At 41.7% G+C, this 21,186-nt stretch carries 20 protein-coding genes, 1 tRNA gene and 1 other RNA gene; 2 read left to right on the top strand and 20 right to left on the bottom strand.

The window, feature by feature from the left end; translation table 11 throughout:
• Positions 1 to 115: 115 nt before the first annotated feature.
• From ssrA to rpoN, 14 genes are all read right to left on the bottom strand, one after another.
• Positions 116 to 470, bottom strand: a transfer-messenger RNA (tmRNA) gene (gene ssrA, locus HNR53_RS08225).
• A 183-nt stretch (positions 471 to 653) separates the two neighbouring features.
• Positions 654 to 1,121 (bottom strand): SsrA-binding protein SmpB, encoded by a 468-nt coding sequence (gene smpB / locus HNR53_RS08230; protein WP_184524764.1) that lies wholly within the window; start codon positions 1,119 to 1,121, stop codon positions 654 to 656.
• A 224-nt stretch (positions 1,122 to 1,345) separates the two neighbouring features.
• Positions 1,346 to 3,697 (bottom strand): ribonuclease R, encoded by a 2,352-nt coding sequence (rnr, locus tag HNR53_RS08235; RefSeq protein ID WP_184524766.1) that lies wholly within the window; start codon positions 3,695 to 3,697, stop codon positions 1,346 to 1,348.
• Between the two features lie 29 nt (positions 3,698 to 3,726).
• Complete coding sequence (locus HNR53_RS08240; protein ID WP_184524768.1) at positions 3,727 to 4,473, bottom strand: alpha/beta hydrolase; 747 nt, start codon at positions 4,471 to 4,473, stop codon at positions 3,727 to 3,729.
• Positions 4,474 to 4,603: 130 nt separating this feature from the next.
• A complete protein-coding gene (gene secG / locus HNR53_RS08245; protein ID WP_377802058.1) occupies positions 4,604 to 4,840 on the bottom strand; it encodes a preprotein translocase subunit SecG in 237 nt (78 codons plus the stop codon).
• 132 nt (positions 4,841 to 4,972) lie between these two features.
• Entirely contained in the window at positions 4,973 to 5,206 is a 234-nt protein-coding gene (locus HNR53_RS08250; RefSeq protein WP_184524770.1) for a hypothetical protein, read from the bottom strand.
• Positions 5,207 to 5,484: 278 nt separating this feature from the next.
• Positions 5,485 to 6,780, bottom strand: a complete 1,296-nt coding sequence (eno, locus tag HNR53_RS08255) for a phosphopyruvate hydratase (RefSeq protein WP_184524772.1) — start codon at positions 6,778 to 6,780, stop codon at positions 5,485 to 5,487.
• A 150-nt stretch (positions 6,781 to 6,930) separates the two neighbouring features.
• Positions 6,931 to 8,463: a 2,3-bisphosphoglycerate-independent phosphoglycerate mutase gene (gene gpmI / locus HNR53_RS08260; protein ID WP_184524774.1), complete on the bottom strand. Its 1,533-nt coding sequence runs from the start codon at positions 8,461 to 8,463 to the stop codon at positions 6,931 to 6,933.
• Positions 8,460 to 9,221 carry a triose-phosphate isomerase gene (gene tpiA, locus HNR53_RS08265; RefSeq protein ID WP_184524776.1) on the bottom strand — a complete coding sequence of 254 codons (762 nt, stop codon included), beginning with the start codon at positions 9,219 to 9,221 and terminating at the stop codon, positions 8,460 to 8,462. The genes gpmI and tpiA overlap by 4 nt, the downstream gene beginning before the upstream one ends.
• Before the next feature lie 91 nt (positions 9,222 to 9,312).
• On the bottom strand, positions 9,313 to 10,497 hold the full coding sequence (locus HNR53_RS08270; RefSeq protein WP_184524778.1) for a phosphoglycerate kinase: 1,185 nt from the start codon (positions 10,495 to 10,497) through the stop codon (positions 9,313 to 9,315).
• Positions 10,498 to 10,793: 296 nt separating this feature from the next.
• On the bottom strand, positions 10,794 to 11,801 hold the full coding sequence (gene gap / locus HNR53_RS08275; protein ID WP_184524780.1) for a type I glyceraldehyde-3-phosphate dehydrogenase: 1,008 nt from the start codon (positions 11,799 to 11,801) through the stop codon (positions 10,794 to 10,796).
• Positions 11,802 to 11,851: 50 nt separating this feature from the next.
• Positions 11,852 to 12,874: a sugar-binding transcriptional regulator gene (locus HNR53_RS08280; protein WP_184524782.1), complete on the bottom strand. Its 1,023-nt coding sequence runs from the start codon at positions 12,872 to 12,874 to the stop codon at positions 11,852 to 11,854.
• Positions 12,875 to 13,007: 133 nt separating this feature from the next.
• Positions 13,008 to 13,313: a glutaredoxin family protein gene (locus HNR53_RS08285; protein ID WP_343065302.1), complete on the bottom strand. Its 306-nt coding sequence runs from the start codon at positions 13,311 to 13,313 to the stop codon at positions 13,008 to 13,010.
• A 176-nt stretch (positions 13,314 to 13,489) separates the two neighbouring features.
• Positions 13,490 to 14,821: an RNA polymerase factor sigma-54 gene (rpoN, locus tag HNR53_RS08290; protein WP_184524784.1), complete on the bottom strand. Its 1,332-nt coding sequence runs from the start codon at positions 14,819 to 14,821 to the stop codon at positions 13,490 to 13,492.
• Between the two features lie 160 nt (positions 14,822 to 14,981).
• On the opposite strand from rpoN, the gene HNR53_RS08295 reads away from it, so the two are divergent.
• Both HNR53_RS08295 and clpP read left to right on the top strand, forming a co-directional pair.
• A tRNA-Arg gene (locus tag HNR53_RS08295) sits at positions 14,982 to 15,053 on the top strand.
• 304 nt (positions 15,054 to 15,357) lie between these two features.
• Positions 15,358 to 15,966, top strand: coding sequence for an ATP-dependent Clp endopeptidase proteolytic subunit ClpP (clpP, locus tag HNR53_RS08300; RefSeq protein ID WP_184524786.1), 609 nt, complete (start codon positions 15,358 to 15,360; stop codon positions 15,964 to 15,966).
• A 50-nt stretch (positions 15,967 to 16,016) separates the two neighbouring features.
• Here clpP and HNR53_RS08305 read toward each other — a convergent pair whose 3' ends face one another.
• The 6 genes from HNR53_RS08305 to trxB all read right to left on the bottom strand — a co-directional run bounded on the left by HNR53_RS08305 (position 16,017) and on the right by trxB (position 21,102).
• Positions 16,017 to 16,274 (bottom strand): HPr family phosphocarrier protein, encoded by a 258-nt coding sequence (locus tag HNR53_RS08305; RefSeq protein ID WP_184524788.1) that lies wholly within the window; start codon positions 16,272 to 16,274, stop codon positions 16,017 to 16,019.
• Between the two features lie 3 nt (positions 16,275 to 16,277).
• A complete protein-coding gene (gene whiA, locus HNR53_RS08310; RefSeq protein ID WP_184524790.1) occupies positions 16,278 to 17,228 on the bottom strand; it encodes a DNA-binding protein WhiA in 951 nt (316 codons plus the stop codon).
• Between the two features lie 142 nt (positions 17,229 to 17,370).
• Complete coding sequence (locus HNR53_RS08315) at positions 17,371 to 18,348, bottom strand: gluconeogenesis factor YvcK family protein (RefSeq protein WP_184524792.1); 978 nt, start codon at positions 18,346 to 18,348, stop codon at positions 17,371 to 17,373.
• A complete protein-coding gene (rapZ, locus tag HNR53_RS08320) occupies positions 18,345 to 19,238 on the bottom strand; it encodes an RNase adapter RapZ (protein ID WP_184524794.1) in 894 nt (297 codons plus the stop codon). The genes HNR53_RS08315 and rapZ overlap by 4 nt, the downstream gene beginning before the upstream one ends.
• A 19-nt stretch (positions 19,239 to 19,257) precedes the next feature.
• Entirely contained in the window at positions 19,258 to 19,716 is a 459-nt protein-coding gene (locus HNR53_RS08325) for an NUDIX hydrolase (protein ID WP_184524796.1), read from the bottom strand.
• Positions 19,717 to 20,148: 432 nt separating this feature from the next.
• Entirely contained in the window at positions 20,149 to 21,102 is a 954-nt protein-coding gene (gene trxB, locus HNR53_RS08330) for a thioredoxin-disulfide reductase (protein ID WP_184524799.1), read from the bottom strand.
• Between the last annotated feature and the right edge of the window lie 84 nt (positions 21,103 to 21,186).

The following is a 21,186-nucleotide window of genomic DNA, read 5'->3' on the forward strand; positions in this document are numbered from 1 at the left end:
GAAGAGCTTGAAAGAAAAATTGCTTTTGAAAATGAGTTTGTTAATCTTAAATAAAAACAGACTCACCACTATTGGCAAGTCTGTTCGTATGTGTATTTACCACTACCAGGTTATGTAGTGGAGACGGTGGGAATCGAACCCACGTCCAAGAATATCGGCACTTAAGCTTCTACGAGTGTAGTCGATATATTCGCGATTCGCTGCACCATATGCCTATCGACGGGCGTCCGGGCAGCTAGTCTGGTTATTCTCTTCCTTTTTCCTCAGACGGTGGAATCCGGCGTAGCCTACTAAATTTGAGTCCGCTACCCTACCACATAGGCGATGGAGGGGCGAACAGCTGTGCTAATTAGGCAGCAGCTAAAGTTGTGTTTGTTTTGCCAGTTATAGGCTTTGACGTTTTAACGAGGCCGATCCCCTCGACTCGCAACCTAAGCTCGAACTACCCCTGTCGAATCCGTAGCGTCCCCATATAGAAAATCGATGATGAACTGAATCACCTATTCGATTCGCGGCAATGCCGCTGACGTTAGGATGCTCGAAGGAATCGAGCGAAGATTATCATCAGCAATCCCTGCTGACATTTATTATTATAGCATAAAACTAGCGAAGATCAATTGTTAACAGTTGGATATGCTGCCAACTAGAATAGCTTACATCTTTTGTCTGTCGCGGAAGGCACGTTCAATATCCCGTTTCGCTTCTTTTTGCTTTAAATCCTCACGCTTATCGTATTTCTTTTTACCCTTTGCAAGACCGATTAAGATTTTCGCATAACCGTTTTTCAAATAGATCTTTAATGGGACAATTGAGTAGCCAATTTCTTTCGTTTCGCCGATCAGCTTATTGATTTGCTTCCGATGCAGCAGCAGCTTTCTTGTCCGCTCCGGATCATGATTGTAGCGGTTGCCCTGCTCGTATGGACTGATATGCATTCCAATCAGAAATACTTCCCCATTGAGGATCTTCGCATAGGAATCCTTTAAATTAACTCTGCCGGCACGCAGCGCTTTAATTTCCGTCCCTTGCAGGACAATCCCTGCTTCATAGGTTTCTTCAATAAAATAGTCATGATAAGCCTTTTTATTTTGTGTAATCGTTTTACCTTCACCTTTTGGCATAGAGCTTCCCCACTTTCTACTGCTCTATATTTTAGCAAAAATTAGGACTGTATACAATGATAAGGACAAGCACAGGATAGTCCCGTGCTTGTTCGTTAGATCAAATTTGCGCCCGATTTTTTTCACGCTTCAAAGCTCCACATCCTGTCGCGCTAAGCCCGATTGACTTTTCTAAGAACTAAAGTTCTAAGAAAAGCCTTATGGCTTCACCTGACTAGGACGTCCTAACGTTTTTTGCTTTTCCTTTTTGCTTTAGGAGCATTTTCATAGAATTTTTTGTTTCTGTTTTTCTTTTTCCCATTTTTGCTTCTGTCACCGGTTTTATTGCGATTTCGTCCGCCTTCACCGCGATCGCCTTTGCCCTTGCGCGGCTTGCGTTCGGAACTGCCGGTTTTAATCACTTTCGTTCCTTCATTTGGATCGCGTCTGCGTGTGTTCTTCATGCCGACGATTTCAAAATCAATCGAGCGTTCATCCTTATCTACCTTAATCACGCGGACCGTGATTTCATCCCCAATGCGGAAGACATGTCCGGTACGTTCGCCAATCATGGCATAATGTCTTTCGTCATAGCGGTAATAGTCGTCAGTCATATAACTGACATGAACAAGTCCTTCAATCGTATTCGGCAGTTCAATAAACATCCCGAAATTGGTAACAGAACTGATGATGCCATCAAATTCTTCCCCGATTTTATCCTCCATATATTCCGCTTTCTTCAGCTCATCTGTTTCCCTTTCAGCGTCAACGGAGCGCCGTTCCATTTTCGAGGAATGGTCCGCAATCCCCGGAAGCTTGGCATCCCATTTCTCTCTTGTGGTCTGATCCATTTTTCCTTCGATTAAATACGTTCTGATGAGGCGGTGAACGATTAAATCGGGATAACGGCGGATCGGCGAGGTGAAATGAGTGTAATACTCAGTTGCTAATCCAAAGTGTCCGAGGTTATCCGGTTCGTATTTGGCTTGCTGCATCGAACGAAGCATAACAGTTGAAATAACCATTTCCTCCGGTTTGCCCTGCACCTCTTCGATAATCTCTTGAAGCGCACGCGGATGAACGGAATTGGCTGTTCCCTTTACGATATAGCCAAAGTTTGTGATAAATTCAAAGAAACGGCGCAGTTTGTCTTCCTTCGGTTCATCATGAATCCGATAGATAAACGGCACTTCAAGCCAGCTGAAATGCTCAGCAATCGTTTCATTCGCGGCTAGCATGAATTCCTCAATTAATTTTTCTCCGACGGAACGTTCCCTTAAGACAACATCTGCCGGTTTCCCTTCTTCATCGACCAGAACCTTCGCTTCTTTAAAATCGAAGTCAATCGCTCCGCGGTGCATCCTTTTGTCGCGAAGAATCTGTGCCAACTCTTCCATGAGCTGAAACATTGGAACAAGCGGCTCATAACGCTTGATTAATTCCTCATCTTTTTCGGTTAAAATTTTATTCACATCAGAATAGGTCATTCTTTCCGTTGTTTTAATGACACTTTGGAAAATATCATGGTTAACCACGACACCATCGGAATCGATCTCCATTTCACACGATAGCGTTAAGCGGTCTACTTTTGGATTTAAGGAACAGATTCCATTAGAAAGGCGGTGCGGTATCATTGGAATAACCCGATCGACTAAATATATACTTGTGCCGCGGTCGGCTGCCTCCAAATCAATCGGAGTTCCTTCACGGACATAATAGCTCACGTCGGCAATATGTACCCCGAGTTTATAATTCCCATTGTTCAGTTTCGTGACGGTAACCGCATCATCCAAATCCTTCGCATCGGCACCGTCAATGGTGACAATCACTTCGTTGCGCAGATCGCGGCGGTTTTGAATTTCACTCTCGTCAATCGAGTCAGGGGTATCAACGGCCTGCTGTAATACTTCTTCAGGAAATTCCTGCGGCAGCCCATGTTTATGAATGACTGAAAGGATGTCTACACCAGGGTCATTTTTGTGCCCAAGAATTTGCACAACTTCACCCTCTGCACTCATTCTCCCTTCTGGATAAACCGTCAGCTTAACAACCACTTTATGGCCTTCTACAGCTCCATGGGAAGCGGCTTTTGGAATGAAGATGTCCCCGGCAAATTTTTTATCATCCGGAATGACAAAGCCAAAGTTTTTGCTTTCTGTATAAGTCCCGACAATTTGCTGGGCTCCCCGCTCAAGGATTCGGACAATCGTTCCTTCTCGTCTCTGACCGGAACCTTGCGCAGAAACACGGGCAAGAACAATATCACCGTGCATCGCATTATTTTTTTCATGCGGAGGAATGAAAATGTCGTCCATCCCCGGTTCCTCCGGAATGACAAAAGCAAACCCCTTTGCATGTCCGGTCAGCTTTCCCTTTACAAGATTCATTTTTTCCGGCAAACCATAACGGTTGCTTCGTGTCCGGACAACCAGTCCCTTTTCCTCCATTTGTACGAGGGCTTTGACAAAGTCTTTAAACTCAGCAGAATCTGTGACTTCTAAAGCTGTTTCTAATTCCTGCACGGTTAGTGGCTTATATGCCTCATCTTTCATGTAATGCAAGAGTCGTTCTATATAATCTTTTATTTTTTCTTCCATGTAAATCTCTCCTTTAGAGATTTTTCTCTTTATTCTTCCCAATCCAGTTTCTCTAAAAACTGATAAATATCCTCATGTAATTGGTTTCTTTCCTTGTCGAGGGTAATGACATGGCCTGATTCTTCATACCACTTTATTTCCTTTATTGTGGATTCCGCCTCATTGTAAATAATATTGGCGCTATTCGTATTAATCGTTTGGTCATGGCGGGCCTGGATCACAAATAAAGGAGCATAAATCAGGTCTATGTGTTCCCGAACTTCGGTAAACAATTCTTGCAGCGCCTTTAGAGTTTGCATCGGAGTCTTTTGAAACTCTTCCATCTCCTTGTTGATTTGTTCCTCGGATTTACCTTCCTGTTTTTTATATTCGCGGGCATACTCGAGGATTCCTTCATACATCACTTCTTCACTCTTTATATAGGCCGGTGCACACATGGGGATAACTCCCTTAACAGGTACATTGTATCCTAACTTCAATGAAAATACCCCCCCGAGTGAAAGTCCGGCAACGGCGATTTCATGGTGGCCTTTATTTTTCAAATATTCATATCCATCCATTACGTCCTTCCACCAGTCTTCAGGTCCGGTGTGCACAAGCTGTTCCGGCGGTACCCCGTGACCTTTGTATAATGGGGCATGACAGGTATAGCCTCTTTTTTCAAGGTAACGGCCGAGCATGCGGACATCGGCTGTGTGGCCGGTAAATCCATGCAGCAGTAAAACAGCCCTTTTTCCCTCTCCGATTGTAAATGGTTTAGGTGTTATGATTTTCATGTGTTTAATCCCTCTTTGTTTCTCTGTCTGTTTCGAAAGAGTCTTTCATTATTATTTGCAGGAATGCTCTAGTAATTCTTTCGGGCGCGTATAAAAAAAACCTGACCGACTGGCCAGGCTGTTTACTTTATTAAAGTTGAAAGTAGGCAACCGCTATAGTTAAAATAAAAAACAATACAGCTAATACGATTGTCATTCTGTGAAGCACTAAATCAATTCCGCGTGCTTTTTGTTTTCCGAATAACTGCTCCGCTCCACCTGAAATAGCACCTGATAAGCCGGCACTTTTTCCTGACTGAAGAAGGACAACGGCAATAAGAGCAATCGACACAATGACTAATAGAATCAGCAAAATAGTATGCAACATGAAGTAAACCTCCTAAATACGCACTTTTACATTATTTTTAATGTAGCATATTTTTCGGCTGGAGACAAATACTTTCTAGTTTTATTAACAACTTTCTCGGATAATTATGTCCATCTCACCAATGATCCTGATTTATCTTGCGGACTGCCATTGTTTTCTTAAATCCTTTCGTGACAGGCGGATAGCCTCCTTTGCATTAAAGCTTTCAGCAAAGCCGATGATCTCCTCTTCTTTATCCTGTATGTAATTTGAAAATGCCTGAAACCTTCCCGTGTCAAGCTCAAAGACATCCGTTCTAAGTGTGCCGCCGATTTGGTCTCTTGTTTTTACGATGTGAAAGCCATTTGAAACAACGTTTACCTCCATTTCACACTCTCCTTTTTTCCTTGAGCATAAACCAAATCAGTCTATTAATCAAAAAGGGAAAAATGTAATTTCAGGGGGGTTTAAGCGCTTTTTTGCGAAAAAAAGACCCTAAATTTTATTTTTATGGAGGTAAAAATGTAATTTGATTTTTTTTCATTTTAATAACAAAACACCTCCTATTATGTGAACTGCTTACACATAATAGGAGGTGTTGACTAATTGCGGTCCCAAAAACGGCTCAGGGAGACAAAATTCGCCGCCAAGCCGCAATAAGGGAATTATTTTTTCAAATTATAGAAAGATTGTAAGCCTGCATAAACAGCTGCATCGCCAAGTTCGTCTTCGATGCGAAGAAGTTGGTTGTATTTTGCGATACGGTCTGTACGGGACATAGAACCAGTTTTGATTTGACCAGCGTTTGTTGCTACAGCGATGTCAGCGATAGTGGCATCTTCTGTTTCACCGGAACGGTGGGAAACAACAGCTGTGTAGCCTGCGCGTTTTGCCATTTCAATAGCATCAAAAGTTTCTGTTAATGTACCAATTTGGTTCACTTTGATTAGGATGGAGTTGCCCACGCCTTGTTCGATACCTTGAGCAAGTTTTTTCGTGTTGGTAACGAATAGATCATCCCCAACAAGCTGAACTTTTTTACCAAGACGGTCCGTTAATAATTTGTGGCCTTCCCAGTCGTTTTCGTCTAAGCCATCTTCAATGGAGATGATTGGGAACTCATTGCAAAGTTCTTCATAGAAAGCAACCATTTCTTCAGAAGTTAAGCCTGTGCGGCCTTCGCCGGCAAGATCGTATTTGCCTGTTTCTTTGTTAAAGAACTCAGAAGAAGCAACGTCCATACCTAAGTATACATCTTGACCAGGCTCATAACCTGCTGCCTTGATCGCTTCGATGATCACTTCTAATGCTTCACGGTTAGAACCAAGGTTTGGCGCAAATCCGCCTTCGTCACCAACTGCAGTATTTAAGCCTTTGCCTGAAAGAACTTTTTTCAATGAATGGAATACTTCCGCACCCATACGAAGTGCTTCTTTGAAGGTAGGAGCGCCTACAGGAAGAATCATGAATTCTTGGAAATCAACGTTGTTATCAGCATGAGATCCGCCGTTGATGATGTTCATCATTGGAGTTGGAAGCTGCTTTGCGTTAAATCCGCCAAAGTAACGGTATAATGGAAGTCCTACAGAATCAGCTGCAGCATGAGCAACTGCCATAGAAACACCAAGGATGGCATTGGCGCCAAGTTTTCCTTTGTTTTCTGTACCGTCAAGTTCGATCATCGCTTGGTCAATCGCTACTTGATCAGTTACGTCCATGCCGATTACTTCTTCAGCAATCACTTCATTAACGTTTTCAACAGCCTTTAAAACACCTTTACCAAGGTAACGGGATTTGTCTCCGTCACGAAGTTCAACTGCTTCATATTCACCAGTTGAAGCACCAGATGGAACTAAAGCGCGTCCGAAAAATCCGGACTCTGTTAATACTTCTACTTCTACTGTTGGATTACCACGGGAATCAAGAACTTCACGGGCGTAAACGTGTTGGATATAAGGCATTAAAAATCTCTCCTTTGTCTATATGAACTTTTTATTTAAATGGTACCTGGCGCCGTAATCGGGACAAATGTCCTCTAGATGAGGACATTTGTCTTTTCGCGGTGCCAGGCACCAAAAATGGACAATTGTCTTTTTGCGGTGCCTGGCACCTTATTTGATGATGGAGGTTCCTGTCATTTCGGCTGGTGTGTCGATGCCCATCATGTGCAGCAAGGTTGGAGCCAGGTCAGCCAGGATCCCGTCATTGCGCAGTTCGATGTTTGGTTTTGTTACAATGACCGGCACTGGGTTTGTTGTATGAGCTGTCATTGGTTTGCCTTCAAGGGTGATCACCTCATCGGAATTTCCGTGGTCGGCTGTAATAATGACTTCCCCGCCTTTTGCTAAAATCGCATCTACCACTTTCCCTAAACATTCATCAACCGTTTCAATCGCTTTGATTGTTGGTTCAAGCTTACCTGAATGCCCAACCATATCAGGGTTGGCAAAGTTTAAGATGATCATATCAAATTTATCAGCTGCAATCTCCTTTAGAAGGGCATCTGTTACTTCATAGGCGCTCATTTCCGGCTGTAGATCGTATGTCGCAACCTTTGGTGAGTTAATGAGAATACGCTCTTCACCAGGAAACGGTTCCTCACGGCCGCCGTTAAAAAAGAATGTAACATGCGGATATTTTTCTGTTTCCGCAATACGCAGCTGTTTTAAATTATGCTGTGACATAATTTCCCCAAATGTATTATCCAGGTTTGTCGGTTTAAACGCTACATAGCCTTTCACAGTTTCGCTGAAATGGGTTAAGCAGACAAAACAAAGACCTTTTGGATGTTTTTCTCCTCTTTCAAAAGAACGGAAATCATCGTTTGTAAAGGTATTTGAAATTTGAATCGCACGGTCAGGACGGAAGTTATAGAAAATAACCGCGTCATTATCCTGAATCGTTGCAACCGGTTCGCCATTTTCCTGTGTAATCACTGAAGGAAGAACGAACTCATCATAGATTTCATGCTTATAGCTGTCTGTTACGACATCCAGCGGATTCGTATAAGCCGGTCCTTCACCGTAAACCATGGCACGGTAGCATTTTTCAACGCGTTCCCAGCGCTTATCTCTATCCATAGAATAATAGCGTCCGGAAATCGTTGCGAATTCTCCAACGCCATATTCTTTCATTTTTTCCAGTGTATCCTTGATGTAAATTTCCGCTGTTTGCGGACCTACATCACGGCCGTCTAAAAATCCATGTACATAGACTTTTTTCAGACCATGGTCTGCTGCAAGACGCAATAAGGCATACATATGTGTAATATGGCTGTGTACACCGCCGTCTGAAAGCAAGCCAAATAAGTGTAAGCTGGAATCATGTTTTTTCACATGATCGATCGCAGCTAAAAATGTTTCATTTTTTTCAAATTGTCCTTCACGAATTGCAATATTTACTCTTGTGAAGTTTTGGTAGACGACCCGGCCGGCACCGATATTCATATGTCCGACTTCGGAATTTCCCATTTGACCATCTGGAAGCCCTACTGCTTCTCCTGAAGCTAAAAGATGGCTGTGAGGAAAGTCATTCCATAAACGATCTAAATTAGGTTTTTTGGCTTGTGCCACCGCGTTTCCTTTTACTTCATCCCTGCACCCGAAACCATCTAATATAATTAATGCTTTTGGTGATTTACTCATTTCTTACCTGCCTCCACTAGTTGAAGGAATGATGCCGATTCCAGACTGGCACCGCCGACAAGAGCGCCGTCTATGTCTGCCTGCGCTAAATATTCCTTTATATTTTCTGGTTTTACACTTCCACCATATTGAATCCGAACCGCTTCTGCTGTATCTTGTGAAAATTGACCTGCGACAACAGAACGAATATGAGCACAAACTTCATTGGCATCTTGAGGAGTTGAAGATTTTCCTGTTCCAATTGCCCAAATCGGTTCATAGGCAATGACAACCTGTTTGACTTGCTCATCCGTCAGCCCGGCCAAAGCTTTCTCGACCTGTCCTGCGACAAATTCATTCGTAATGCCGCTTTCACGCTGTGCTAATGTTTCACCGACACAAACGATTGGAACTAAATGGTGACTAAATGCAGCTGCCAGTTTTTTATTGACAGCTTCATCTGTTTCATTAAACATTTCACGTCGTTCTGAATGACCGATAATGACATATTTTACGCCAAGATCCTCTAGTGCAGCAGGGCTGATTTCACCAGTAAAGGCCCCTTTTTCCGCAAAATGCATATTTTGCGCACCAATACCTACTTCTGTTTGACCCGCAAGCGATACTAATGTTTCAAGAAATAAAGCCGGCGGACAGACAACCGTTTCAACCTGCTCACCAGTCGGGATCGTGGACTTTTTGATCTCTTCCATAAAACTTTTAGCCTCTGAAAGAGTTTTATGCATTTTCCAATTTGCTGCGATGATTGGTTTCCTCATTCTATAACTTCCTTTCAAGCCTCTCCTAAGTGTTTCCTAATTCTGTATATCTGATGAGCGCTTTTTGTTATATTTGATTCCACTGCAGAAATTATCGATCATTTAGTGCGACTACTCCAGGTAATTGCTTACCTTCCATAAATTCTAACGAAGCGCCGCCGCCTGTAGAAATATGGCTCATTTTATCGGCTAGATGGAACTTTTCAACAGCTGCTGCAGAATCTCCGCCGCCAATGATAGAATATGTATCGTTCGCTTCAGCTAAGCTTTCTGCAACGGTTTTTGTTCCATTGGCAAACTTATCCATTTCGAAAACTCCCATAGGACCGTTCCAAATGACAAGTTTTGATTTTTGAATGACATCACGATAAAGTTCCGCTGTTTTCGGACCGATATCAAGTGCCTGCCACTCAGCAGGTATTTCATTAATCGAAACGACCTTTGTATTTGCATCAGGGGAAAATTCTTCAGCCACAACAGAATCAATTGGCATATAGAAATTGACACCCTTTGCTTTTGCTTTATCTATAAATGAATTGGCTAAGTTGATTTTATCTTCTTCAAGCAGAGATTTTCCAATCTCATGACCTTGCGCCTTAATAAAGGTGTAGGCCAGGCCTCCGCCAATAATAAGATTATCAACCTTATCCAAGAGATTATCAATCACATCGATTTTATCTTTAACTTTTGCTCCTCCAATAATAGCAGTAAACGGACGTTCCGGATTAGAAAGTGCTTTCCCAATCACTTCTAATTCTTTTTCCATTAAAAGACCGGAAACGGCAGGAAGATGGTGAGCAATTCCTTCTGTTGATGCATGTGCACGGTGAGCAGCACCGAAAGCATCATTGACATATATATCCGCTAATTCAGAAAACGCCTGTGCTAATTCTGGATCATTTTTCTCTTCTCCTGGGTAAAAACGGACGTTTTCAAGAAGCAGGACATCTCCTTCGTTCATTTCTGAAATGATCGCTTTAACAGCTTCACCATAGGCCTCATCCGCTTTTTTCACATCAGAGCCTAATAAATCAGATAGGCGTTTTGCTACTGGTGTCAAGCGCATTTCTTCAACAACTTTTCCCTTTGGACGGCCAAGATGGCTGGCTAAGATCACTTTTGCTCCTTGCTCCTGTAAATATTGAATTGTTGGCAGGGCTGCGCGAATCCGGGTTTCATCTGTTATTTGTCCATCCTGCATCGGTACGTTAAAATCAACACGGCAAAAAACTCGTTTTCCCTTAAAATCAACATCTCTTACGCTTTTTTTATTCAACAAAAGGTCCTCCTTTAGAAGCTGTTGGATCAAGCAGTCTTTTCTCTATTTAAAACTTTCAGGTTCTGAAAAAATCTATCTTTGTGATGTAGTATGCCTGCGAAAGTCTTGCTTAAAACATGATGCACGAAACCCTGTTACTCTTAGACAAAACCCAAGAAAAACGGACTGTTCTTCCTTTTTCCGCACAAAAAGGAGCGGGGCTTGTACCCCCTCTCCCCTGTTTCCCATTTTACATTATAGTCGTAAGTTGGAAGATAATCCAATAATTTTCAGTTAAAAATAAAATTATCTGTTTACAGTCCTTTTGATCCGATATATTGGACTAAATCTACCACACGGTTAGAGTAGCCGATTTCGTTATCATACCAAGAGATAACTTTTACTAAATTGCCTTCCATAACCATTGTTGAAAGTCCGTCAACGGTAGATGAAACAGTTGCGCCGTTAAAGTCTTTTGATACAAGCGGCAGGTCAGTGTAAGCAAGAATACCTTTTAATTCGCCTTCTGCAGCTGCTTTTAGTGCTGTATTTACTTCTTCTGCTGTTACTTCTTTTTCCAGTTCAACAACTAAATCAACTAATGATACGTTTGGTGTTGGCACACGGACAGCCATTCCATTCAATTTACCTTTTAATTCAGGCAATACTAGCGCAACGGCTTTTGCTGCTCCTGTAGTTGTCGGGATCATGTTTTCAGCTGCTGCACGGGCACGGCGGTAGTCTTTATGCGGCAAATCCAGGATTTGCTGGTCATTTGTATAAGAGTGAATCGTCGTCATCATCCCGCGTTTAATGCCAAATGTATTTTGCAGTACTTTAGCAAACGGTGCTAAACAGTTTGTTGTACAAGATGCATTTGAAAGGACATGATGGTTTGCCGGATCATATTTCTCTTCGTTTACACCCATTACAATTGTAATATCCTCATTTGAACCCGGAGCCGAAATAACAACCTTTTTAGCACCAGCTTCTAAGTGTTTCGCCGCATCATCGCGTTTTGTAAAACGGCCTGTTGATTCTATTACCACTTCAACACCTAGTGCTCCCCAGCCAATTTGTGCCGGATCACGTTCAGCTTTAACCGTAATTGTTTTTCCATTTACTACAAGGTTGTTGCCATCAACAGAAATATCTGCATCTAAAACTCCGTGAACAGAATCATATTTTAAAAGGTGTGCCAGCATCTTAGCATCTGTTAAGTCATTCACCGCTACAATATCAAACTCAGGATTATTTATCGCTGCACGGAACACATTACGTCCAATTCTACCAAAACCGTTAATTCCAACTTTTACTGCCATGTTAAATTTCCTCCTTTATGGATTCAGGATTATTATTATATGAAAGGGATTCACCCTTGCAACAACTCTTTTGCTGCTCCTTCATCGGTAATCAATATCGTTGATTTTGGAGCTTGTTTCAAATAGGCACGTATGGCCTGGGCCTTTGAAGAACCTCCGGCAACTGCAATGATATTTTTTGCATTCGCTAAGTCATCTAATTGCAGTCCGATGGTCTGGACCTTGTAAATCACTTCACCATGTTCATTAAAGTAATAGCCAAAAGCTTCACCGACCGCATGGGACTCTTTAAGCTTTGTCATGATTTCACTGCTTGATTTTCTTCGCTCCGCCATTGTGATAGCGTCTCCTATGCCATGTAAAACCATGCTCGCTGATTGAATTAAAGATAATACTTCGTTAATTTCAGGGTCTTTGATAAGTGATTGGTACAAATCACTGCTTACCTGATCGGGAACATATAAAACCCGGTGCTTAGCACCTGTTTGCTCAGCCATTCTTGAACAAATCGTATTGGCCTGGTTTTTGACATCTTCTCCGATGCCCCCTCTTGCCGGCACAAATAGAATCTCCTGTTTCCCGCTCATTGGCGTCATCATCTCTGCAACGGAGGCCATAGTCGAACCCCCGGTAACGGCAATGATATTTTCCCCCTGCAGACTACCCGTTATGCATGTGACACAGGCTGTGCCAATCTCGTTTTTGACCCACGGCTGTTCATCGCTGTCCCCGGAAACAATCATGACTTTTTTAATCTGAAGCCGTTTCTCCAATTGGGCTTCCAGCTGATCAATCCCCGAAATGTCTCTCATCATAAAATGAAGTTCAAGTAAAAGATCCTTTCCTTCATCCGTCAAACTCATTCCGGAACCCGTGCTGTAAAGCAAGTTTTGCTTCTTCAAAAAATCCACTTCGCTTCTCAGAACCCGTTCAGTCAAACCGAGCTGCATGGCCAAACTTCTTCTGCCGACCGGTTCCATCGAGCCAATAAACTTAAGAATCTGATATCTTTTTTGCATAACTTCAAGCAGGTCAGGCAATAATTTTTTTTGAACTTTTATTACTGATTTCATTTTATGCTGCTCCTTCACAACTGGTCAGTTTTTGTCCCACTTAGACATTTATTGTCCCACTTGCTTCAAAAAAAATCTCCCTGCACTTGTATACTAACAGGGATGTTTTACTATTTCAAGTAAGAAATGCCCATTATTTTTTTGTAAGCGTTTCATATATGAACTTTTTGTCAACCTGTCCATATTGGACTTCTTTCCCATCAATTTCAACAACCGGGATCATTAAACCATATCTCTCTGTCCAGTCGTCATTTAAACTGATATCGCGCTCTTCATAATCAAAAGGACATTCGTCCATTAACTTAAGTAATATTTCTTTCGCTGTCTCACATAGGTGGCAGCCGTTTCGAGTATACAAAACCAACTTATGCTTCGTGTTCCTCACCCCATAATCAAATGCGCCTTGGCGTATTTGCGCCCGATTTTTTTCACGCTTCAAAGCGCCACATCCTGTCGCGCTAAGCCCGATTGACTTTTCTAAGAACTAAAATTCTAAGAAAAGCCTTATGGCTTCGCCTGACTAGGACGTCCTGTCCGTCGTCGAGCTTGCTCGAAAAATTTCCTTTGAAAAATGCAAGGCTCGCCGGAGGCATAACTTTATTCAGCTGAATAAAGTTATCCGAACCTTTTTCTCTTTGACGAAGATGGAATCCCTAATTGATCACGATATTTCGCGATTGTCCTTCTCGATACTATTATACCTTTTTTTCCCTCTAATAAACGCACTAATTCCTGATCAGAAAGCGGTTGATATTTATCTTCTTCATCTATTAGCTTCGTCATCCATTTTTTCACTTCCTGGGAACCGGTATCTTCATTAGAAGCTGTTTTTATAGCACTTGAAAAAAAGGATTTCAGTTCGAAAGTACCAAACGGAGTCTGAGCATATTTTTCCCTGACTGCCCGGCTGACAGTGGATTCATGAATGCCTAATTCCTCAGAAATTTCTTTCATCGTCATCGGTTTCAGTTTCTCCGGACCGTAAATAAAGAAGTCAGGCTGTTTCTCCACGATTTTTAGTGCAACCTTGTGTATCGTTTCTTTTCTTTGCTCGATACTTCTAGCAATCCAATGATAATCATGATGCTTTTCCTTTAAAAATTGCTGCACTTGTTTATCTTGAAAGCGGTTGAATTTTTCATAATAGGATTGATTAAACTCAATTTTTGGCAGAACCTCATCAAAAATGCTGACTGAAAAGGAATTCCCATCCCACTTAATTGTAATATCAGGAATAATATAGGCGGTTTGCTCGGAGGAAAAATCAGATGCAGGACGTGGATTTAAAGACTGAACATAGTCAAAAACATTCTGAATTTCCTTCAATTCGACATTTAAGTGCTTTGCGACGAGCTTCCATTTCTTTTCAGCAAAAAGAACAAAGTAATCCGAAATAATACTTTCAGCAAGATGATTTTTCTTTTCTTTACGCTCAAGCTGCAGCAATAAGCATTCCTGTAAATTCCTTGCCCCTATTCCGGCAGGTTCAAGCCCTTGAATCAATGCAACAGCTTTTTCCACCCTCTCATGGGGAACCTCCAGAATATGAGCACACTCATCATGGCCCATCGGGAGGTAACCGTTTGCATCAAGGCTGTTGATTAAAAAGTTAAGTATTCTTTTCATCTCATGATTGTATTGTCCAAGGTCAATTTGTGACATTAAGTAACTGACTAACGATGTTTCATTTTTTGCCATTTGCTCGAGCCAGCTTTGCCGGTCGGCCTGGGTGGAGCTTTTAACCTTCTTTACTCTGTCATAACGCGGGTCAATGGTCTTGATATTCCCTGCTTCAATTTGTAAAAGGGGATTTTCAATCGCCTTATTTTCCAGAAATTCCGATAACTCCTGTGTGGAGTATTGCAGCAATGTGATCGCCTGTGTCAGTTCCTGGGTCATCGACAGTTTTATCGTTTGCTGCTGTCTTAAACCTGGTCGTAAATCCATTTATGCCACCACCTTCTTTCTTCATTCTACAATAACAGTATTATTATCGTCACGGGATTTTTATGACAAAATCGCTTAAAACTATGCATAAAAAGAGCCTTGCAAATGCAAGGAGGATCGAGTATAATAGAAAAGCGTTGGTTAACAAGTTTATTATTTTGCCCTCGTGGTGCAACGGATAGCACGTCAGATTCCGATTCTGGAAATGGGGGTTCGATTCCCTCCGAGGGCGTAAACAATGGTTGAAAAACCTCTTATTCTTTTTGAATGAGAGGTTTTTTATATTCTTATAAAGCGGTATATGACCAACAACAAGGTTTAACAGTGCCTATTTTTAAAAAACACAAGTATGAAGATCATATATTGTGGGTAAAAATGGAAAGGTTAATGTTGATTGAAAAAGTCGAATAATCCTTCTGGCTTATGAGTCTAATCATTTGACCTCTTTTGACCATCAGTGTATGATTAAATTACAAGTAACAGCAGTATTTACCACTTTCTGCTGATCTCATTATAACTTGAGGAGGATGTAAAATATGAATTTAATCCCAACAGTTATTGAACAAACAAACCGCGGCGAACGGGCTTATGATATATATTCCCGCTTATTAAAAGACCGCATCATTATGCTGGGAAGCGCTATCGATGATAATGTGGCTAACTCAATTGTAGCACAGCTTTTATTCCTTGAAGCAGAAAATCCTGAAAAAGATATCTCCATTTACATTAACAGCCCTGGCGGAAGCATTACAGCTGGAATGGCTATCTATGATACCATGCAGTTTATTAAGCCTGACGTACAAACCATTTGTATTGGTATGGCTGCTTCCATGGGTGCATTCCTTCTTACTGCTGGTACAATCGGCAAGCGCTATGCTCTTCCTAACGCGGAAGTCATGATTCACCAACCGCTTGGCGGCGCGCAAGGCCAGGCAACCGAGATTGAAATTGCCGCAAAACGCATTCTATTCTTACGCGATAAATTAAATGGTATTTTAGCTGAACGTTCTGGACAGCCTCTTGATGTCATTGCCAAAGATACAGATCGCGACAACTTCATGACAGCTGAACAAGCAAAAGAATATGGCCTAATTGACCATATCATTTCCCGCAGCTCTGCTGTTGAAAAGAAATCAGATAAATAATCATTTGCTTCATAAAAAAACTCGCAGATTTTTCGCTGCGAGTTTTTTGTTTAGATATCTTGTTCGATATAGTCTGCTAATTTGTTTAGTGCTTCTTCTTCATCTGAACCATCAACAATTAATTGTATCGTGCTTCCGGAACCGATAGCCAGACTCATTAATCCCATGATACTTTTCGCATTTACCTTTTTTCCATCCTTTTCTAAATACACATCTGATGAAAAGCGGTTTGCTTCCTGAACAAATAATGCTGCCGGACGTGCTTGCAGCCCTGTTCGTAATTTCACTTGCACCTGTTTTTCTACCATTTTTTATTTTCCTCCTGTCATTTGGCCTTTTCTTAATTTTTCAGCGATTTCATCTATTTTTCGCAGCCGGTGATTAATTCCCGACTTACTGATATTTCCGCCAGATACCATTTCACCCAGCTCTTTTAGCGTTACATCCTGATAGGCTACGCGCAGTTCGGCTATTTCCCGAAGCTTTTCAGGAAGGATTCCGAGACCGACCGTCTGTTCAATGTATTTAATATTTTCTACCTGGCGGATGGCGGCACCAATCGTTTTATTTAAGTTAGCAGTTTCACAATTGACCAACCGATTCACGGAATTTCTCATATCGCGGACAATCCGAACGTCTTCAAATTTCAACAGCGCAGTATTTGCACCAATAATGATTAAAAAGTCCGTAATTTTTTCTGCTTCCTTCAAATAAGTGATAAAGCCTTTTTTTCGTTCAAGCGTTTTACTATTTAAATCAAATGAATTCATCAATTCGCATAAAGCATCATTATGCTCTTTATAAAGCGAAGAAATTTCCAAATGATAGGAAGATGTCTCCGGATTATTGACAGAACCTCCCGCAAGGAAAGCCCCGCGCAAATAAGAGCGCTTACAACATTTTTTCTTGATTAATTCCGAAGAAATATCGTGAGCAAATTCGAACCCCTCCCCGATTATTTTCAAATCGGACAAGATTTGCCGTGCTTTTTCCACTAAGCGAACGATATAAACATTATTCTTTTTTAAGCGCATTTTCTTTCGAACCAACAATTCTACATTTACGGTATAATATTTCTTAATTAGCGTATAAATGCGCCTGGCAATTGCAGCATTTTCAGTTTGAATATCGATAGCCAGTTTTTTATTTGCAAACGAGAGTGAGCCGTTCATCCGGATCAGCGCTGATAATTCAGCTTTGCCACAGCAGTCTTTTACCTCTAAATTCGTTAATTCCTTTTTCGTCTCTGATGCGAACGACACTACTTCACCCCTCTCATTATAAGCGGTACCCCGCTTATCCAATACCGGCAATCCATGAGCCGATGCTGCCTGGTACCGGAACAGATTCCGGCAGCCAAGCTTTTCTAGGTGTATGATCAATCAATGCACCTCTGTAATACGCTCACGATCGCTTTAAGGTTTCATCAATTAACAAAGAATATAAAATTTTTGCTACTTCCTTTGTATCATGACGGATCACATCATCTTCAATCGAAACAATCTCACCAAAAATAACCTCCAGCCCGAGCGAATATAAACTATTTATATCAAAATGGACTGGAACGGCATCTTCCTTACTGTACTTCTCCTGTACCGGAAGAGGAATATCTTCATTGTTCACCAGAATGGTATTGATAAAAGGCTGTTTGATATGGTCATAAATGGCGCGGATATGATCGCCGGCCGTATAGTCATGCGTTTCTCCCGCCTGTGTCATTAAATTGCAAATATATACCTTTTTTGCTTTGGCACGAGCTACCTCATCCCCAATTTCAGGGACAAGAAGATTAGGTAAAATGCTTGTATAGAGGCTGCCGGGTCCAATGACAATCAAATCTGCTTCTCTAATGGCCAGAATGGTTTCAGGCAGCGGGGTTACATGCTCAGGTGTTAAAAAGACCTTCTTGATTTTCTTGCCGCAGCTCGGGATCTTCGATTCACCTGAAACAATTGAACCATCCTCAAAAATGGCATTTAGGACAACACTTTGATTGGATGCAGGCAGGACTTTTCCCCTTACATTCAGGACTTTACTCATTTCCTGAATAGCATGCATAAAGTTCCCCGTAATCGATGTCATGGCAGCCAAGATTAAATTACCTAGCGAATGTCCTGATAAGTCATTTGCAGCCTTGAACCGATGCTGAAACATTTCTTCAATTAGCGGCTCTACATCAGAAAGAGCAGCGAGAACGTTTCGAACATCACCAGGGGGAGGAATATTCAACTCCTCCCGCAGTCTGCCGGAACTGCCTCCATCATCGGCTACTGTTACAATGGCCGTAATGTCAACAGGATATTTCTTTAACCCTCTTAACAGTACAGGCAATCCAGTCCCGCCGCCGATCACAACAATCCGGGGCTGTCTATTATTCGTCATTTCGGTGTTTCCTTCCTTTTATCTATATCACGATGCGAAATTCTAGTATGGTAATCTTTCTCAAAATAATGACCGATATATTCTGCCAGTGCAACGGAACGGTGCTGGCCTCCTGTACAGCCCACGGCGATGACCAGCTGGGCCTTCCCTTCACGTTTATAATACGGCAGGATAAAGGCTAAAAGATCAGTTACCTTTTCCAAGAACTTCTGCGTTTCATTCCACTTCAGCACATAGCCCGAAACCTCTTCATCCATCCCGGTCATCGGACGCATATGTTCAATATAATGGGGGTTCGGTAAAAACCGGACATCAAACACAAGATCCGCGTCAATCGGAATGCCGTGTTTAAATCCGAAAGAAACCACATTGACTGTAAATAAGGACTGCTTAGTCGAAGCAAACTCGGTTAAGATTTTTTCTCTTAATTCCCTCGGCTTCATGTTTGAAGTATTATAAATGATTTGCGCCCTGCCTTTTAATTCATCAAGCAGTTCTCTTTCAAGCTTGATCCCCTCAAGCGGCAGACCGTTTTTTGCCAGCGGATGATTCCTTCTTGTTTCTTTGTATCTCCTCACAAGCGTGGCATCATCTGCCTCAAGAAAAAGAATTTGCGGAGTCACCCATGAGCTTTCCGCTAAATCATCAAGTGCTTTGAAAAGATGATCAAAAAACTCTCTTCCCCTTAAGTCCATGACGAGCGCAACTCTGTTCATTTTATTCCCTGATTCCTTCATCAGTTCCAAAAACTTCGGAAGTAAAGTAGGAGGTAAATTGTCAACGCAGAAAAAACCCAAATCCTCGAAACTTTGAATTGCAACGGTTTTTCCTGCACCAGACATTCCGGTAATTATCACCAATTGAATATCATTTACTGCTCCGGTACTCATGATTTATCCCTCCTATCCATTAGCTTGGGTCAAGACGATAGCTGAGCAATTTAAAATCTGGAGTATATGTAAAAGTTCCGTAAATAATTCCGTTCCCATGAATCATATACTCTAAGATATGATAATCTCCTTCTGCCATCGGAAGATTCCTGATTTCATCAACTGGCTGCCAGCGGATAATGCCTTCATCCGACTCTTCGACAGAGAGTCCATCTGCAGCAGTTGAAAAGAATGTAAACATCATCCATTCAGATAAGATTTTATCCTCATCTTTCATAATAAAGGTGAAAATCCCTTTAATGTTAGGATTGCGTAAATATATACCTGTTTCTTCGCGGAATTCCCGGATGCAGGAGTCACGAACAGATTCTCCTGGTTCCATTTTGCCGCCTGGAGCCACCCACCAATTTCGGCGCGGCTTCTGCAAAAGCAGCACTTTATCATCTTTTAACAATACACAATTTGTCACTCGCTGCAAACTGGATCACCTCAATTAGACTTTCACTAATGATAGTATATCTATATTCAAGTTGTTTTCTTTCAATGAGCGTTCTGAGAGCCACAAACTAAACAAAAGTCTGCGTCCAAAACTCATCCCAACCCCAGAGTGAAGCAAAGCTTCACGAACCATCTAAGCCCCACCATCCAGAAAAAAACCTCACTTGGAGGCATTTGTGAAGCCAAAACAAGTTTTTCACTTTATTATACTATTTTTATGTATCGGTCACAATGAAACAAGATTGTAGTGATGGGAGCAAAAAAATAGCACAGGCTACGCTGCCTGCGCTTTCATGAAATATCTTTAAAGGGGGTCAATTTCTACCTTCATCATACTCTAATTATATTTCGTAACGATTACAAAGAAATTAAAAGAAGATGAATTTTTGTAAAAATTTACTAATTCCCTGTCCTATGCTTTTAATTCCAATTCTTCAAGGAGTTCTTCTACATAATGCTGCACACTTGCTGCTGCTATGCTTCCGTCACCTGTGGCTGTAACCACTTGGCGAAGAGTCTTTTCACGGATATCGCCTGCAGCGAAAATGCCAGGAACAGCAGTTTCCATTTTTTCATTAGTAACGATATAGCCGTTTTCATTTGTAATGCCTAAGTTCGCAAATGGCTTTGATAATGGGTTCATTCCGATATAGATGAAGACTCCGTCTGCCGAAAGCTCCTGCTCGGCTCCCGTTTCTGTCGATACAAGTGTGACGCTGCCGACTTTCTTTCCGTCCGTCTCATTGATTTGTTTCAGCGTGTGATTAAAGATAAATTCAACCTTTTCGTTATTAAATGCGCGCTGCTGCAGAATTTTTTGCGCACGAAGCTCATCTCTGCGGTGAACAATCGTTACTTTATCTGCGAAGCGAGTTAAATAAACGCCCTCTTCAACGGCAGAATCGCCGCCGCCTATAACAAAAAGATTTTTCCCTTTGAAAAAGGCACCATCACAAACCGCACAATAAGAAACACCGCGGCCTCCCAATTCCTTTTCGCCAGGAACACCCATTTTCTTATACTCAGCACCTGTTGTAATAATAATAGCACGGGTTTTATATTGCTTTGAACCAGCAACAATGGTTTTATATTCTTTTCCGTCAATCACTTCTTTTATATCACCATATGCATATTCAGCACCGAATTTCTTCGCATGCTCAAACATTTTCGTCGACAATTCCGGACCAAGAATACTTTCATATCCCGGATAGTTTTCGATTTCTTCCGTATTGGCCATTTGTCCGCCTGGAATTCCCCGTTCAAGCATTAATGTTGATAAATTGGCACGTGAAGTATAGACCGCTGCTGTCATTCCTGCCGGTCCGGCACCTGCTATAATCACATCGTAAATTTTCTCTTCCGTCACGTTGTCCCACTCCTTTAATCATTCCCACTTGGCCGAAGCCTTTTGATTATTGCGCAGATAAGATTTTGTTAGTATAACCTTCTC

Source organism: Bacillus benzoevorans (genome assembly GCF_014207535.1).
Lineage (GTDB): Bacteria > Bacillota > Bacilli > Bacillales > Cytobacillaceae > Bacillus_BD > Bacillus_BD benzoevorans.